The following is a 16,455-nucleotide window of genomic DNA, read 5'->3' on the forward strand; positions in this document are numbered from 1 at the left end:
CTAACTAAAATTTATTTCTTAAAAGATAAAAGCTTTGAAACAAGCATAAGTGCAAGCACAACAAAACAAATGCCAAAACCAAGCAGCGTGCAATCAGCCATCGACATAAATTTAGACGACGGCACAAGATACCAGCCGTCTGCATAAAGATCAACTATGCTCTTTTGTAGATCGCTTAGCACCACGCCATCAGGCACCATAGGGCTGTCATATCCGCAGTCGCCTGTTGGCATAAACCAATCAGGCGCCCACTTTTCAAGCGGCAAGCCAAATGGATAGTGCGGCTCAGTCGAGCAGCCCTGCACGCCAAAAGGATCGTCGCCATGCACTGCATCGTGAATTTTAGCTAGCTTTACGCTATACATTATGCCCTGCACCGCTCCCCAAAAGGCAAAAACGTAGCCGATGATGGCAAATAGCAAATTTTTAGGATTTATGATAGCTATCACGCCGCCAAGTGCCATACACAAAAAGGCAAAACGTATATAGACGCACTGCTCGCAAGGTGGCATATAGGCGTAGTTTTGAAAGAGCGAGTGCGCGATGACAACAAGCGCAACGCTGACAAAGACTAAAAGCGCCCAAGAGATGCGTGAGTCTTGAAATTTAGCCATTTTTTTAAAAAAGCTCATGTGGCGCCTTATTTTTTAAGTAGCTCTTCGATGAGTGCTGCCATGCCGTCAAGCGAGCTGATTGATTTTGTCATGATGAGATATTTGCCATTTACGACAAATGCTGGCACGCCTTGAATTTTAGCCACATCATAGCTCTCATCCCACTTTTTAAGTAGCTCAGTCACTTTTGGATTAGCTAGCCCTTTTTCGTAGTCTGCTTTGCTAACGCCAGCAGCGTCAAGGCCAGTTTTCAAAAAACCCTCAACATCTTTGCCATCGCCCCAGCGCTCTTTTTTGTCGTGATAAGCCTTGTAGTAGGCAAATTTAGCCTTTTTAAATAGCGAATTTTCATCAAATAAACTAACACCCTTTGCCTCGTCCATAACGATAAGAACGGCAAAAACCTTGCTCGCAACCTCGCCATAATCGCCCTTTGTCTTTAGGTGAAATGGCTCGTATTTTAGGCCAGGAATTTTCTCAACTACCTTTGGAGTGACGCTCTTGTCGTATTTATAGCAAAATGGGCAAGCGTAGCTAAAAACCTTAACTAGTGTGTTTTGTCCGACACTTAGTGGCTTTTCGAGCTTGACATAGTCCTCGCCCTCACTAAATGCACTTGCACTAATCGCTCCAGCTACTGCAACTGCAAAGATAGCCTTACTAAATTTAGATAGAAAACTCATGATGATCTCCTTTGGATGATTTATTTTGAGTTATTCTACAACCAAGCTCAACCGCACTTTTAACGCTAGAATAAATTTTGGCTGAAATTTATCTATTTTAAATTTATGATGATGGATTTAGTGATTTTTTTGTTAAATTTATTGAAAAAGTTCGCTATGACTTCCTATTTCAACGCATGTAAGAAGTAAAATTTCATTTTGTTTTTTATATATCAAGAGCAAGTCTGGCTTAACATGACACTCTCTAAAGCCTTTATAGCTTCCGATAAGAGCGTGATCTTTATATTTTGATGCTAATTCCTCGTTATTTGCTAATTGCCAGATGATATCTTTAGTTAATTTTTTTTCATTTTCATTTAGCTTTTTAAAAGCTTTCTTAAAACTCTTTGAATACTCTATCTCAAGCATCAAGGCTCTTTTCAAATTCTTCAAATGTTTTAAATCTCTCTACTTCACCATTTTCTATCTCTTTGATAGCTTTGTCAAGCCTTGAGACTTTATCTCTTTGCTCAAATTCTACATTTGCCTGCCTAGCCATCTCTTTTATAAGCTCGATAAATCCATAGTCAGCATTTTTAAAATCAATAGTTGTAGTCATCTTACACCTTTAAATTTTCGTCTTATTATAACTTCAAATTTATAAAAATAATATACGTTATCAATAAAAATTATTATTTACATATTTCATTTTTTGAGTTATAATCGGCTCAAATTTTATCAAAATAGGAGTCAAAATGAGACAGTACGAAACATACAAATGCGAAAAATGCGGCAACGAGATCGAGGTTCAAAAAGTTGGCGGCGGCACACTAACCTGTTGCGGCGAAGAGATGAAGTGCGTGACTGAAAATTTAACAGCAGTAAATTTGATGAAGGCATTTGCTGGCGAGTCACAAGCTAGAAACAAATACGAGCTTTACGGCGACCTAGCTAAGGAAGCTGGCTATCACGCGATAGCTAGACACTTTTATGAGGCAGCTGAGAATGAGAAATGGCACGCAAGGGCTGAATTTAAGAAATATCACGAGATGATGAACGATCCGATCGATAAGATGGATAAAAATTTACTTAACGCTGCAGCTGGCGAAAACTACGAGCATACGACGATGTATCCAGACTTTGCAAAGATCGCAAAAGAAGAAGAGCTAAGAGATGTTGAGAGGCTATTTAACGCGATCGGCAAGGTTGAGGTTGAGCATGAGAGAGAGTATTTAGAGCTTAAAAAGATGCTTGATGAAGAGGGCTTTTTTGAGAGCGACGAAGAAGATATCTGGGTTTGCGAGGTGTGCGGACACGTTCACAGGGGCAAAAAAGCTCCGGGTGCTTGCCCACTTTGCAAAGCTCCAAAAGAGTATTTTAAACGCGAATTTCTAGGCTAAAAAGCCAAAAATTTAGCCAAGGCGCTTGTCTTGGCTAAATTTAATAAATTTAAATCTATTTAAAATAAAAAAGTTATATAATCTCCTTAAATTTTCACAAGGAGAAAGAGATGAAAAAATCACTTTTAGTTTTAGCTACTCTTGGCTTTGCACTAAGCCTAAACGCTGCAGATCTTACAGATACTTGCAAGTCTTACTTCTCAGACATCGATAAGATGGTTGAGGCTTACAAACAAGCTGGTCAAGAGCAACAAGTAAAAATGTACGAAGATCAAAAGAAACAATCAATGGATCAACTAGCTTCTTTACCAAAAGAGCAACAAGACGCTACTTGCAAACAAGCTAAAGAGATGTTTGCTCAAGTAATGGATCAAATGAAAAAACAAGGTCTTTTAAAATAAACCTTCACGTGGCTAGGCTCTCTAGCCACACTTCAAATTTACCCCTCTTTTTTACATAAATTTTGCGTGATCTTTGCTACAGACGGCGAAACTAGCAAAAGCACAGGATACGCCACCACAAAGGCTTTTACATAAGCAGTTAGCCAAATTTTCACAAAACCATCAACAAAGCCAAGGTTTAGATACGTAAGCACAAATGACATAAAAAACGCCATAAATGCTGACATTATAAACGCAAAAACATATCTATAAAATTTTACTGGTATCAAATTTCCACCTAAATTTATTTACAAACAAAGCTACTTACCTTGCTCGTGTCACCGCCCACGTATGTAGCCACCTTTGGATAGGCACACACTAAAAATTCCTTGCCGGCGTAGCTCTCACTCCACACCGCGTCTATCATCTCGTTATGTAAGATTTTCACATCTTTTAAACTCTCGCACCCTGCCTTATCAAGGGCAAAAGCCGTGCTGCCAATGAGCGCTAAGGCGCAAAAAAGTGAAATTTTCTTCATAACATCTCCTAAAATTTTACCTTGCTAAATGAGGTCTCGTTCTTGAGAGCAAAGCCATCAAATTCATCTATGAGCCCTGCTCGCTCTTTGGCGTAAGCCTTGTAGTTTTCGCTGTGGCGATAGCTCTCAAAGCTAGCTTCATCTTTGTAAATCTCAACCAAGATCCATTTGCTAGGCGCGTCCTTTAGACTAAAGGCAAACTGGGCAAATGCGCCATCATCGACGCTTTTTTGCATATATTTTTTCACTAGCTTTTCAAATTTCGCATCGCTCTTTGCCAAAAGGTTTAAATTTGTGATGTGAAAGTAGCTATCTTTTAGTCGCTCTGGCGTTAAATTTTTTGAAAACGCAGCCCGTTTTTTCAAGCTTATAGCCTTTTTACTAGCCAAAATTTCAGCGCTTGCACTTGTAAATTTCTTATAGTGCGCTGAAGCTACGTGCTTTTTATAAGCCGCCTCGTCCTTGTAAAACTCGATCAGATAAAATAGCTCTGGCTTGCTCTTTGCGCTCGCAAAAAAGATCGCCTGCGTGCCTGGCTCGCTCTTTGAGCTTAGTATTTTTTCCCTGCCAAACTGTCTCAGCAAGCTCTTGTTATTTGGCGTTGAAAGCAGCTCTTGTAAGCTCACTTTCGCCTCCGCCCCAAAGGCAAAAGCCGCCAAAACCGCTAGTAAAAATAGCTTTTTAAACATCAAATTCCCCTTATCACTTCGCCTTTTTCATATCAGCTTTAGCCTTGATCTCTTCTGCTGCTTCAAGGTCAAGCTGTGCTTTTTTAAAGGCTTTGCGTGCTTTTTCTAAGCGGTTAGAGTTTTTGACACTTGGGTTATCAGCATAGGCTTTTTCTGCCTCTTCTAGCTCAAATTCCCTTTTACCATAGTTCATTTGAGCTTTTTCAAGGTTGTTAGTAGCTTTATTGCCACCTAGTAGTTCAGCCTTTGATGTGACCTTACCAGTGACTGGGTTTCTGCCGATAGTCATATCTAGTTCGCGTTTGGCTCTAGCAGCAGTTCCGCGATTGACATAACACTCTTTTTTTCCTCCCACTAACATACCTGCAATCATATCAGGTCTATTTTTAGGGTCACTGCAATCAACCTCTTCTTTTGCATAGCTAAGTGTAGCTCCCAGAGCCGCTATTACCAACAAATTTATAAATTTCACTTTATTCTCCTTGAAAATTTTTAAATTTCTCATATTTTCTCCTTTAAATTTATTTTTTTAAAACTCTTTTCATCCAAGCAAAAAGCTCGTCTAAGTCGTAGTCTCCGCCGTGTCCTTGTCCCCAAACCGCTTCGAAATCAACCTCTTTGCCAGCATTTTTAAGCGAGAGTGCGAGCATAGCAGGCACGGAGAGGGCTAAGTCGGTGTCGTTTGTGCCCTGCCTTATGCGGTAAAATTTCGCCCCATCTTTGTTTTTAGTGTAGTTCATCGCATTCATCATCTTTATGACGCTAGCCTCCGCCATCTCGCCCAAGCTTCGCTCTTTTGCAAATTTAGTAAAGTGCTTTGCAGGCGTTTTGCTATCGCCAAAAAGGTCATTTTCAGGATTTTCTAGCCCAAGGCCGTCAAAGGCAACCACCGTTTTGGCGCGTTTTAGCGAGGCGATGAAGTCCTCAAATTTGAATGTATATCCAAGCGAGCAGCCCTGCGTGTCAAGAGTTATAAATTTAGGTGTGAGCGTGCTTTTGTCGCTGCTTTTTGTAGCGGTAAAAGCCTTTGAGATGAGGGCATTTATATACTCTTTGAAGCTGCCCTCGCCGTTTTCATCAAGGCTTAGCATGTGGCCTTTGGCGTCTTTTAAATTTAGCGAGTTTAGATAGGCTGGGAATTTACTCTTTAGCTCGCGCGAGAGCTCTTTTTGCGTGGCATTTAGCTCGCCTGCGATCATTTTTGGCTTTTTGCTCCTGTCGTTAAAGCTAGCCGCATCAAGACTTGAAAAGTCTATCCTTTCAAATTTATCCAAATCCCCAAACATCCACTCATACGCCTCGTCCTCATGCTCTAAATTTGTAACAGGACAGTAGGCTGAGACGGCATAAATTTGATCGTCAGCCTTTGCAGCGCCTAGCTCTTTAAGATATGGCTCATACTCTTTTGCATTTGCGCTAGTGCCAAGAAGTGCCGACATCGCGCCGCCTGCGCTCGTGCCGTTTGAGATGATCTTGTTTGCGTCACCTGGCATAAATTTATCGTTAAATTTAAGATATCTAACGGCCGCTTTTAGATCGACTATCGCAGCTGGCGCTTTGCCGATAAATTTCTCGCCATCTTTTAGCGTCCTGCCCCTAGCGCCAACGCTTGCCACGACGTAGCCTCTAAGAAGCGCTTCGAGGGTGGCATTTGGCTTTTCGTTTTGGATTTCTGGCTTTTGTGGTTTGGCGCTCATGTAGCCACCAATAGCATTTGGCATGAAAATAGCCCCCTTTTGGTCGCTAAATTTACCCTCTGGCACATAAAAATTTAGCACCTCATAGTCGCTAGCTGGCTTTGCCACATAGACTATGCCCTCATAGGCTCTAAATTTAAGCGTCCTCTCACCAACTTGCACGCTTTTTAGCTCAAATTTGTTTTCATCAAATTTAAGCTCGCCGCCAAAGCAAGCGCCTGCTAAACAAACCCCTAAAATAGCAACTCTAACGCATTTCATGATCTGCCTTTTTATTTTGTCCTACTTTTTGTTTCGCTAGCCTTGGCGTAGGCTACCAGGGCTTTAGCGCCTAGTTATCTTTTGCATCATACTTGATCGCATAGTCAAATTTTGGCTGGTGCAGTGAAAACTCAAAGCTATCTCTATCGACCGAGCCAACGCAGTAATGGCTATCATAAAGACGAAGCAAAAACTCCGCCATCTCTTCACTCGTGTGGTACTTTTTAAACGCCTTGTCGTAGTCGTAGCTCTCTTTGCTAGTTGCCACCATGCCAAATTCTGTCTTTGTGGCAGCTGGGGCCAGCACTTTTGCCTGCATCTTTGCTTGCTTATCTTGTGCTAGTTCGTGGTAAAGCCCCTCACTAAAGGCACTTACGAAAAATTTGCTAGCGCAGTATGTGACGGCGTTTGGCACGATCTTGTAGCCGCCTATTGAAGAGATGTTGATAAGCTGTGTATCTTTGTCTTTATATTTTTTAGTAAAGAGCGTTGAGAGCGTGACAAGAGAGATGATGTTTAAATTTATCATCTGCGTGATTTTTTCTAAATTTTGCTCGCCGACCTTGTTATAGTCGCCAAAGCCAGCGTTGTTTATAAGCGCTTTTAGCTCAAATTTTTCTAAATTTCGCCAAAGCAAGAGGGCATTTTCTTGGTTTGAAAGGTCGCAAAGCTCTATCACTACATCGACATCTGCAAATTTAGCTATCTCGCTTTTTAAATTTTCTAAAAGCTCCCCGCGTCTTGCAACAAGGATCAAATTCTCCCCGCGCCTTGCAAACGCCTTTGCCGCGGCCGCTCCTATGCCTGAGCTTGCTCCAGTGATGGCGATATACCTTTTCACTTTGCATACTCCATCGGACTGTAAATTTTCACACCTTCGCTGTGGTCATCTTGCGCTACTTGCACGATCACTTTAGCGATATCAGCCGCCTTCATCGGACGATACTCGTCAAAAAAGCCTTTTGGGATAAATTTAAACGCCTTTATCGCTAGATACTCGCCAAGTCTAAATTCCTTTCTCTCAGCCTCGATAAGTGGCAGCCTAGCGATGTGAAATGAGCTATATCCAAGCTCTTTTATCTTTGCTTCTGCTTGACCTTTTGCCTTTAGGTAAAATGAGCCTGACTTTCTGTTTGCCCCTGCAGCTGAGAGCAAAATAAAGCGTTTTGCGCCGCACTCCAAGCCAAATTTGGCGAAATTTATCGGATAGGTCACATCGACTTTGTAAAACTGCTCTTTGTGCTTTGCCGCTTTCATCGTCGTGCCAAGCGCGCAAAAAACGTCGTCAGCGATAAATGGCACCTCATCTTTAAAATCATCAAAATTTACTATCTTTACTTCAAGCTTTTCATGGGTAAATTCTAGCTCATGCCTAACAAGGGCGACTACCTTGTTATAGTGCTCACTCTCGCATAAATCTTTTAAAATTTCACTTCCCACAGCGCCGCTGGCTCCTGCTATAAGGGCGACTTTTTTCATGTTTATCCTTTGTAAATTTTGGATAAATTCTATCTCGCTAAGGCAAAAATTTCGCTTATGGCCTCTTTTGTATAAATTTGCTCCAAGCCCCTGCCCTTGGCGTAGTCATAAACTAGCGCCATGATCTCGTCTAAATTTGACTCATCAACGCCGATTTCGATGAGGCTTGTTGGTGTGCCGATCTTGCTAAACCACTCTTTTAGCTTCTCTATGGCTACGTCTGCGTCATCAACGCCAAAAATTTCTTTGCTAAAGCGCTTAAATGCCTTTAAATTTCTACCCTTATACCACTTCATCCAAGCTGGCATAACCACACTTAGCCCAGCTCCATGCGCGCAATCAACCACCGCACCTATGGCGTGCTCGATCATGTGATTTGGATATGAGTAGCCAGCCGTGCCGACGTAAGTTAGGCCATTTAGCGCCATCGTCGCAGCCCATGCAAACTCGCCTCTAGCGTCGTAGTTTTCTGGCTCTTTTAGTAAAATTTCAGTCGTTTTCATGACGGTTTTGATATTTGCTTCGATGTATAAATTTATGATCTCAGGCTGAACGCTCGCCGTAAAGTAGCCCTCGATGCTGTGAGCGATGATGTCTGAGGCTGAATAGACCAAATACTCCTTGCTAACGCTTGCTTGAAGAAGCGGATTTACCACCGATACTTTTGGGTAAAGACAAGCGCCGTGCATGGCAAATTTCTCTTTTGTGGCTTCATTTGTGACGACTGCGCCGCCGTTCATCTCTGAGCCAGTTGCAGCAAGCGTTATGATGTCAAAGATCATAAGCGCCTCTTTTGGACATTTGTCAGTAAAAAAGTCCCAAACGTCGCCGTTATATTTAACTCCAGCAGCTACGGCTTTGGCGCTATCAAGCACCGAGCCGCCGCCTATGGCTAGCACGCTATCGACGCCTTGCTTTTTAGCTAAATTTATAGCCTCATTTACCTTACTTAGCACTGGGTTTGACTTCACGCCACCTATCTTGCAAAACTCGATGCCATTTGCGCTTAGGCTCTTTATGGCAGTGTCAAAAAGTCCGTTTTTTATGATCCTATCGCTGCCATATATTATGAGTGTCTTTTTTACGCCAAATTCTTTCATATATTTGCCGATGTTTTGCTCTTTGTCTTTGCCAAATTCTATTTTAGTAGGGTTTAAAAAGCTGAAATTTTGCATAGTTTTCTCCTTGTTTGCTTTTGTGATTTGGGGTAAATTTTAGTTAAATTTTCTTATTTTTAGCTATTTTTATCTGCGCTAAATTTAGAAATTTCTTAGTCTGATAGGTAGTTTTGATGTGATCTTGTCTGGATCAAAGCTATTTTTTGGATCGCCTAAGCCTCCAAAATTTTCGCCAGTGTTAAAGAATTTTTGTAAGAAATAATCCCCTCTATACCCAAGTTCAAAAAGTAGCCCTGACATCTCAGAGATATCCTTTTCGCTTAGCAAGTCCGCATGCACGGTCGTTCTAACTTCAAATTTAAAATTTATCTCAAGCAGATATCTAAGCGTGGCGGCAAATTTCTCATATAAATTTGAGCCACTGATGCCGATAAATTTCTCTTTTGGAGCTTTAAAATCAAGCGCGATGTAATCAATCAGCCCCTCGTCTATCGCCTCTTTTAAGACGTCACGATACGAGCCGTTAGTATCTACCTTTAAGCTAAAACCGCGCGCCTTTACCTCGCGTGCTAGCCTTAGAAAGAGAGGATTTGCCGTGCATTCGCCGCCGCTAAAGACTATGCCATTTAGCTTGCCGACCCTGCGGTCTAAAAAGTCGCAAACTTCGCTTAGGCTTATAGAGCCGTTTGACCTTACGACCTCGACGTTATAGCAGTATCCACAGCGCATATTACACCCTGCAAACCAAATGACAGCTGCCACTTTGTCTGGGTAGTCAAGCGTAGTAAATGGCGTGATACTAAAGACTTTTTGCAAGTTTTGACCCTTTTTTAAACTAAAAGGCACAAGGGCGTGCCTTTGGTTTGCATTTTAGTTGATTTTTTTAAATTTATTATTGTTTTTAGGCAAAAAATTTATCTTTTGCAGCAACTTGCGTATTCGTCAAATTTAACACGCTCTTTGTGCTCGCCTTTTTTACCGAGATTAAAGCTCTCAACTGGTCTGTGATAGCCCATAACACGAGTATAAACCACGCATCTTGTGCGTTTGTCTTGCACTTTTTCTAAAATTTCTTTTTCAGTCATATTCTCTCCTTATTTGGATTTTTTCTTCTCATTTTCTATAAGCTCTGCATCACAAAGTGGGCAAAACTCATGCTCGCCAGCTATGTAGCCATGCTTTGCGCAGACGCTAAAGACCGGCGTTATCGTGATGTATGGGAGTTTGTAGTTTGAGATTATACTCTTTACAAGCTCTTTGCAAGCTTTAGCCGAGCTTATGCGCTCTTTCATATATAGGTGAAAGACGGTGCCGCCAGTATAGGCGCTTTGTAGCTCATCTTGCAGATCAAGCGCTTCGTAAGCGTCGTCTGTGAAATTTGCAGGTAGCTGGGTTGAGTTTGTGTAGTAGATATTATCCCCCTCGCCTGCTTGGATGATGTCTGGGTAGCGCTTCTTATCCTCTTTGGCAAAGCGGTAGGTAGTGCCCTCAGCTGGAGTTGCCTCAAGGTTGTATAAATTTCCACTCTCTTCTTGAAATGTCCTTATCTTATCGCGTAAAAAGCCAACCATCTCAAGGGCAAATTCACGTCCAAATTTAGTCGAAATGTTCTCTTTATCATCAGTGAAATTTCTAAGTAGCTCGTTCATGCCATTTATGCCGATCGTGCTAAAGTGGTTGTTAAAGTGCTTTAGATACCTAGCTGTGTAAGGATAAAGCCCTCTGTCATACATCTCTTGGATAAATTTACGCTTTTTCTCTAGGGTTGATTTGGCTAGTTCTAAAAGGTAGCTTAGTCTATTGTAAAGTGCGACCTTATCGCCTTTGTAGTTATAGCCTAGGCGGGCTAAATTTATAGTCACAACGCCTATCGAGCCAGTCATCTCAGCACTTCCAAAAAGACCGCCACCACGTTTTAAAAGCTCTCTTAGGTCAAGCTGCAAGCGGCAGCACATAGAGCGGACGTGGCCTGGTTTGTAGGCGTTTTCGTTTTCTATCTTGTTGCCATTTTCATCATAAGTGTATTGCGAGCCGATGAAATTTTGAAAGTAGCTTGAGCCCATTTTGGCGGTATTTTCAAAGAGCACGTCGGCCACTTCGCTATCCCAGTTAAAATCCTCTGTGATATTTACAGTTGGTATCGGAAATGTAAAAGGCTGTGAGCACTTGTCGCCAGCTGTTAAAACCTCGTAAAATGCCTTGTCTATGCGTGCCATCTCAGGCTCGAAGTCCTTGTAGGTCATATCGATCAAATTTTTTCTGCCACGCTCGTTTGCTTTTTTCAAAATTCTCTCATCTTTTACGTTTGTAAAGAGGTGTATATCATCGCTCGTTGGTATCTGATCTCTTAGGTCGCTTGGGCATGTGATGTCGATGGTTACGTTTGTAAATGGACTTTGTCCCCAGCGTGCAGGGACGTTTAGGTTAAATATAAAGCTAGTGATCGCCTTTTTGATCTCGGCGTCGCTTAGATCATCTTTGAAAACATAAGGTGCAAGGTAGGTGTCAAAGCTAGAAAACGCCTGAGCGCCCGCCCACTCGCTTTGCAAAATGCCTAAGAAATTTGCCATCTGATAAAGCGCCTCTCTAAAGTGCTTTGGTGCCTTGCTCTCGACCCTGCCACGAACGCCGTTAAAGCCCTCGTTTAGCAAGGCTCTTAGGCTCCAGCCAGCGCAGTATCCTGTAAGGCAGTCAAGGTCATGGATGTGGTAGTCGCCATTTCTGTGAGCTAGGCCCTCTTCTTTGCTATAAACAGCGTCTAGCCAGTAGTTTGCTATGACTTTGCCGGCGGTGTTGTTTATAAGGCCTGCGTTTGAGTAGCTCGTGTTTGAATTTGCAGAAATTCTCCAGTCGGTGCCGTTTATGTACTCATTTATCGTTTGGGTTGAGTTTATATAGGTCGTATCTTCGTTTAGGCCTAAAATTTGCTCGCGTTGGAGCTTGTGCGTGTGGCGGTAGAGCATGAAGCTCTTTAAAACTTCAAAATGTCCGCCGTCAAATAGCTCTTTTTCTATAGCATCTTGGATGTCTTCGACTGTTATCGCACTTGATTTTTGAAAGATATCTTGGACTACGTTTGTAAAAACTTGCTCGTCATAAGCTTTATTTTCGCTTGCAAATGCCTTTTTTATCGCATCTACTATCTTGTATGCTACAAATTCTTGCCTTGTGCCATCTCGTTTTAAAATTTCACGCATCACTTGCTCTTTTCTGATTATTTTTTGATATGAAGTTTAAAAGTATAGGACAAGAAAGCTTAAAAGATAGATAACTATTTTCTTTTGTTTAATAATATTTATCAAAAAATATAAAATTTTATAGAGTTTTATTAAGTATATTTTTACGTATTTTAAGCATTTTAAAATAAAATTTGATTATTTTTACTTAAATAATTATTTTAATTTTATATTTTAAAATAGTCTATTGATGACGACGGATATCTAAATGAAGCAGATCAAAAGGATCTAGCTGGGCTAATAAATGCTAAAAAACGTGGTGAATTAGAGTGCATAAATTTAGATGAATTTGACCTAGAGATGAGATCATTTCTAAAAAGAGAAAGGTCTAAATGAAGCTTTTATTAAGCAAACGCTTTCAATCAGACCTTGAAAAGATTTTAATATTCTACTCTCAAAAAAGCTTTGAAGCTTCAGAGAATTTAAACCCAAGGCGTGAAAGATCACGCCACTACTATTTTGTGTTTCTTCTATCGTCTTTAGCCTTGATCTCTTCTGCTGCTTCAAGGTCAAGCTGTGCTTTTTTAAAGGCTTTACGTGCTTTTTCTAAGCGGTTAGAGTTTTTGACACTTGGGTTATCAGCATAGGCTTTTTCTGCCTCTTCAAGCTCAAATTCCCTTTTACCATAGTTCTTTTGTGCTTTTTCAAGGTTATTTGTAGCTTTATTACCACCTAGTAGCTCAGCCTTTGATGTGACCTTGCCAGTGACTGGGTTTCTACCGATAGTCCTATCTAGTTCGCGTTTAGCTCTAGCAGCAGTTCCGCGATTGACATCACACTCTTCCTTGCCACCAATCATGTAGCCTCCAACATATCTAGGTGTGTTTTTTGGATCATCACAATCAACCACTTCTTCTTTAGCTTCTCCTCTTAAATGTTTATTAAAAACATCAGATCCATAGGCATTTAAATTTATGCAACCAAGAAAACCTACAGCAAATGCTGCGATTAATGCTTTATTTCTCATCTTATTTTTCCTTTCTTCTTGTTTGGTTTAAGGTTTTTGTACTCATCTTTTTCCTTTCTAGTTTGGTATCAAAGCATTGTAGCTTTTTTAGATAAATATCTCACTTTTGTTACATATGGAAGGTGTATTTCTCTAGGTTGCGTGCTAGCTCTTGAGAAGCAAAGCTTGCTCCACTATCACTTATACCTACCATCTTTAAAACCCATGTTGGTGCATGAAGTATGATCTTCCAAAGCATATAAGCACCACCTATTGCACCTATGATATGTAGCAGTGCCATAAATATATGAAGCATAATTGTTAAGAAGAACTGACTTTGAAGTTCATACATCATATTCATCTGCTCTTCGGCATAGAGTAAGAATATATCTTTAAATATACCATAGACAAATAGACCAAAGTAGATAAATATAACTATCAAGATAGGTTTAAAGAATATAGCTAAAGCGCCTACCAAGAAATCGACTATCTTATTTGTTTTACCCATAGTGACTGAAAAAGCTGTAACAAATGGTGATATGTAGTAAAACTTAGCTAGCTCTATAACATAGCTTATAAAGGCTAGTGCTCCAGCTACTATACCAACAGTAAAAGGCATATAGTCTAGGACTATCTTATATAGGTATGATGCACTTACGTAGCCAATAAGACCTGAGATACCTCGTGAGCTTCTCTCTGTTTTTTCGCTTACAAATAGGTCTTTTACCTTGGCTAGTGTGCCAAAGCAAAAGACCATCTTAAATTTAACTACTGACATCCCTCACACTCGATCGAACGGTCGGCCACGTCGTTTAGCTTTTCGCTGTCTGGTGACTCAGAGCGTAGATAGTAGGTTGATTTTAGTCCGAGCTCCCATGCAAGCGTGTAAATTTCACTTAGATATCCACCACTTGCTTTGTCTAGGCTCATGAAGATATTTAGACTTTGACCTTGATCGATCCATTTTTGGCGGATCGCACCTGCTTTTATGAGGATTCTTTGATCAAGCTCGTATGCTGGCGTGTAAAACTGCCAAGTATCAGGGCTTAAATTTGGCACGACATTTGGGATCATACCGCTTAGGTTGTGCTCAAACCACTTGCGTTTATAGACTGGCTCGATGGTCTGAGTAGTGCCAACAAGGATCGAGATCGAGCTAGTTGGAGCGATCGCCATTAGATAGCCGTTTCTCATGCCGTCACGCTTGACCTTCTCTCTTAGCTTGTCCCAGTCGCAGACATTTTCGTCAAATAGTCCACCTTTGTCGTTTAAAAGAGCCTTTGCGTTCTCGTTTGCGGTGTCTATCGGCATGATGCCTTTGCTCCATTTTGAGCCTTCAAAATTTGGATAGATGCCCTTTTCTACGGCTAAATTTGAGCTAGCATAGATCGCGTTGTAGCTTATGTTTTCCATTATGCTATCAATGAGCGCCAAATGCTCATAGCTGCCCCATTTTACGTTTTTCTCAGCTAGCATTTGCGCCTCGCCCATGACGCCAAGGCCTATCGAGCGAGAGGCAAGGTTTGTGTGTTTTACCTTTTTGTGTGGGTAGAAATTTAGATCGATAACGTTATCAAGCATCCTGATAGCTATCGGCACGACACACTCGATGTCCTCTTTGCTGTTTATCTTGCTTAAATTTATACTTGCAAGGTTGCAAACAGCCGTTTTGCCCTCTAAACTCTCTTTTTCTACTATGAAAATTTGCTTGCCTTTTAGGCTGTCAAGTGCGCTAAGCTTTTTGGCTTTTTTGGTTATGCCACTATCAACCGTAACGTCTTCTTCTTCGTCAAATAGCTCCTCGCCGCCATCTTCATAAGTGATCTTGATCTTATAGTAGTTTGGCGCTGTGTTTTGGAAAATTTCGGTGCATAAATTTGAGCTTCTGATGATGCCCTCGTGGTCGTTTGGATTTGCTTTGTTAGCATTGTCTTTAAAGCATAAAAACGGCATGCCAGTTTCAAAATAGCTAGTTAAAATTTTCTTCCAAAGCTCTTTTGCAAGGATGGTGTTTTTCTGGATATTTTCATCGTTTTCATACTCCAAATATCTCTTCTCAAACTCCTCGCCATAAAGGTCGCAAAGGTCGCTTACTTGAGCTGGGTCAAAGAGGCTCCAGCGGCCATTTTCTTTGACACGCTTCATAAATAGGTCGTTTATCCAAAGCGCAGGGAAAAGCTCGTGTGCACGGCGTCTCTCTTCGCCTGAGTTTTTACGAAGATCGAGAAAATCGCTCACGTCCATATGCCAAGGCTCGACGTAAACGGCGATCGCGCCCTTTCTAGTGCCTAGCTGATCGACCGCTACTGCGATGTCGTTTGTCACTTTTAAAAATGGTATGATACCGCCAGCTGCGTTTTTGTGTCCGTCTATACTGCCGCCCATCGCACGCACCTTGCTCCAGTCCCAACCGATACCGCCACCAAATTTTGAAAGCAGAGCCATCTCTTTGTAGCTATCAAAAATGCCCTCGATATTATCAGGCGTGCTGCCTACGTAACAGCTGCTTAGCTGGTGGCGTGTAGTCCTTGCGTTTGAGAGCGTTGGGGTGGCTAGCATCACTTCAAATTTAGAGATGAGGTCGTAAAATTTCTTTGCCCAACCTTGGCTGTCTAGCTCATTTTGCGCTAAGAACATCGCGATCGCCATAAACATATGCTGTGGTAGCTCGATCGGCATACCGCTTTTGTCTTTGATGAGGTAGCGGTCATAAAGCGTCTTGATACCAAGGTATGCAAACTGAAGGTCACGCTCGGGCTTGATGTAAGCGTTTAGATCCTCAAGATCGTACTTCTCTTTTAGTCCAGGGATGATGCGACCTACTTTTTCGCCCTTTGCGAGGTAGTCTTTTAGGTGGTTGTAGCCGTTAAAGCCAGTCACTTTGTGATAAAGGTCGAACAAAAATAGCCTTGCTGCAACAAATGTCCAGTTTGGGCGGTCGATGTCGATCTTATCAACTGCTGTTTTTATAAGAGTTTGCTGAATTTCCTCAGTCGTTATCATATCTCTAAACTGAATTTTCGCGTCTACCTCAAGCTCGCTAAGACTTACATTGCTAAGACCTAGGACGGCTTCATTTGTGTATTTTTTGATCTTGCTGATATCAAGCTCTTCTGTTCTGCCATTACGTTTTATTACTTTCAAAAATATCTCTCCGTGTTAAATTTTAATTTGAGATTTTATCCAAAAAGAGATAAAAACTCTCTTTGCTAAAAACTACTCAATAAATATAAAATTTATAGCCAAAATGAGAAAGATAAAGGCTATCAAAAGTCTTTTACAAGCAGCAAAAAATGCTAAGCGTGATGAGCTTTTGTGTTAGCTTTAACGACCAAAATTTAAATGCGCCAACATTACCACTAAATTTTACTGACACTTGTAAAAGCTAATTGAAAATGCCGCCACCAGCTTATAAATTTTGCGAGATAAATTTAA

The 16,455-nt window shown here is 41.2% G+C and carries 18 protein-coding genes and 1 pseudogene; 2 read left to right on the forward strand and 17 right to left on the reverse strand.

The window, feature by feature from the left end:
- Window positions 1-11: 11 nt before the first annotated feature.
- From dsbI to G6W42_RS00075, 4 genes are all read right to left on the reverse strand, one after another.
- Window positions 12-632: a protein-disulfide oxidoreductase DsbI gene (dsbI, locus tag G6W42_RS00060; RefSeq protein ID WP_194172462.1), complete on the reverse strand. Its 621-nt coding sequence runs from the start codon at window positions 630-632 to the stop codon at window positions 12-14.
- A gap of 8 nt (window positions 633-640) precedes the next feature.
- Window positions 641-1,297 (reverse strand): thiol:disulfide interchange protein DsbA/DsbL, encoded by a 657-nt coding sequence (locus tag G6W42_RS00065; protein WP_194172463.1) that lies wholly within the window; start codon window positions 1,295-1,297, stop codon window positions 641-643.
- Window positions 1,298-1,435: 138 nt separating this feature from the next.
- Complete coding sequence (locus G6W42_RS00070) at window positions 1,436-1,705, reverse strand: type II toxin-antitoxin system YafQ family toxin (RefSeq protein WP_107790809.1); 270 nt, start codon at window positions 1,703-1,705, stop codon at window positions 1,436-1,438.
- Window positions 1,698-1,895: a hypothetical protein gene (locus G6W42_RS00075; RefSeq protein WP_012140635.1), complete on the reverse strand. Its 198-nt coding sequence runs from the start codon at window positions 1,893-1,895 to the stop codon at window positions 1,698-1,700. Before G6W42_RS00075 ends, G6W42_RS00070 begins: the two co-directional genes overlap by 8 nt.
- Window positions 1,896-2,031: 136 nt before the next feature.
- Here G6W42_RS00075 and G6W42_RS00080 point away from each other — a divergent pair, with 136 nt between their 5' ends.
- Complete coding sequence (locus G6W42_RS00080; RefSeq protein ID WP_194172464.1) at window positions 2,032-2,676, forward strand: ferritin family protein; 645 nt, start codon at window positions 2,032-2,034, stop codon at window positions 2,674-2,676.
- A gap of 110 nt (window positions 2,677-2,786) precedes the next feature.
- Entirely contained in the window at window positions 2,787-3,077 is a 291-nt protein-coding gene (locus G6W42_RS00085; protein WP_002940734.1) for a DUF5339 domain-containing protein, read from the forward strand.
- Window positions 3,078-3,115: 38 nt separating this feature from the next.
- Here the strand turns inward: G6W42_RS00085 and G6W42_RS00090 are convergent, their stop codons facing one another.
- From G6W42_RS00090 to G6W42_RS00155, 13 genes and pseudogenes are all read right to left on the reverse strand, one after another.
- Complete coding sequence (locus tag G6W42_RS00090; RefSeq protein ID WP_194172465.1) at window positions 3,116-3,346, reverse strand: DUF2798 domain-containing protein; 231 nt, start codon at window positions 3,344-3,346, stop codon at window positions 3,116-3,118.
- Window positions 3,347-3,360: 14 nt separating this feature from the next.
- Window positions 3,361-3,594: a hypothetical protein gene (locus G6W42_RS00095; RefSeq protein WP_194172642.1), complete on the reverse strand. Its 234-nt coding sequence runs from the start codon at window positions 3,592-3,594 to the stop codon at window positions 3,361-3,363.
- A gap of 8 nt (window positions 3,595-3,602) precedes the next feature.
- Window positions 3,603-4,283, reverse strand: a complete 681-nt coding sequence (locus G6W42_RS00100) for a putative quinol monooxygenase (protein WP_194172466.1) — start codon at window positions 4,281-4,283, stop codon at window positions 3,603-3,605.
- Between the two features lie 13 nt (window positions 4,284-4,296).
- Window positions 4,297-4,788, reverse strand: coding sequence for a hypothetical protein (locus G6W42_RS00105; protein ID WP_242042337.1), 492 nt, complete (start codon window positions 4,786-4,788; stop codon window positions 4,297-4,299).
- A gap of 16 nt (window positions 4,789-4,804) precedes the next feature.
- Window positions 4,805-6,241: a subtype B tannase gene (locus tag G6W42_RS00110; RefSeq protein WP_194172467.1), complete on the reverse strand. Its 1,437-nt coding sequence runs from the start codon at window positions 6,239-6,241 to the stop codon at window positions 4,805-4,807.
- Between the two features lie 70 nt (window positions 6,242-6,311).
- Window positions 6,312-7,082, reverse strand: a complete 771-nt coding sequence (locus G6W42_RS00115) for an SDR family NAD(P)-dependent oxidoreductase (RefSeq protein WP_194172468.1) — start codon at window positions 7,080-7,082, stop codon at window positions 6,312-6,314.
- Window positions 7,079-7,720, reverse strand: coding sequence for an NAD(P)H-binding protein (locus G6W42_RS00120; RefSeq protein WP_194172469.1), 642 nt, complete (start codon window positions 7,718-7,720; stop codon window positions 7,079-7,081). The genes G6W42_RS00115 and G6W42_RS00120 overlap by 4 nt, the downstream gene beginning before the upstream one ends.
- A 29-nt stretch (window positions 7,721-7,749) precedes the next feature.
- On the reverse strand, window positions 7,750-8,895 hold the full coding sequence (locus G6W42_RS00125) for an iron-containing alcohol dehydrogenase (RefSeq protein WP_194172470.1): 1,146 nt from the start codon (window positions 8,893-8,895) through the stop codon (window positions 7,750-7,752).
- 84 nt (window positions 8,896-8,979) lie between these two features.
- Complete coding sequence (locus G6W42_RS00130; protein ID WP_196779917.1) at window positions 8,980-9,654, reverse strand: anaerobic ribonucleoside-triphosphate reductase activating protein; 675 nt, start codon at window positions 9,652-9,654, stop codon at window positions 8,980-8,982.
- Between the two features lie 98 nt (window positions 9,655-9,752).
- A pseudogene (locus G6W42_RS00140) lies at window positions 9,753-12,035 on the reverse strand (ribonucleoside triphosphate reductase).
- A gap of 493 nt (window positions 12,036-12,528) precedes the next feature.
- Window positions 12,529-13,041: a hypothetical protein gene (locus tag G6W42_RS00145; RefSeq protein WP_194172473.1), complete on the reverse strand. Its 513-nt coding sequence runs from the start codon at window positions 13,039-13,041 to the stop codon at window positions 12,529-12,531.
- Window positions 13,042-13,150: 109 nt separating this feature from the next.
- Window positions 13,151-13,798 (reverse strand): hypothetical protein, encoded by a 648-nt coding sequence (locus G6W42_RS00150; protein ID WP_194172474.1) that lies wholly within the window; start codon window positions 13,796-13,798, stop codon window positions 13,151-13,153.
- The gene (locus G6W42_RS00155; RefSeq protein WP_194172475.1) at window positions 13,789-16,164 is read right to left on the reverse strand and encodes a ribonucleoside-diphosphate reductase subunit alpha; all 2,376 of its coding nucleotides are present in this window, start codon (window positions 16,162-16,164) and stop codon (window positions 13,789-13,791) included. The genes G6W42_RS00150 and G6W42_RS00155 overlap by 10 nt, the downstream gene beginning before the upstream one ends.
- Window positions 16,165-16,455 lie beyond the last annotated feature (291 nt).

The sequence above is a fragment of the Campylobacter concisus genome (genome assembly GCF_015230015.1).
Taxonomy (GTDB): Bacteria; Campylobacterota; Campylobacteria; order Campylobacterales; family Campylobacteraceae; genus Campylobacter_A; species Campylobacter_A concisus_AF.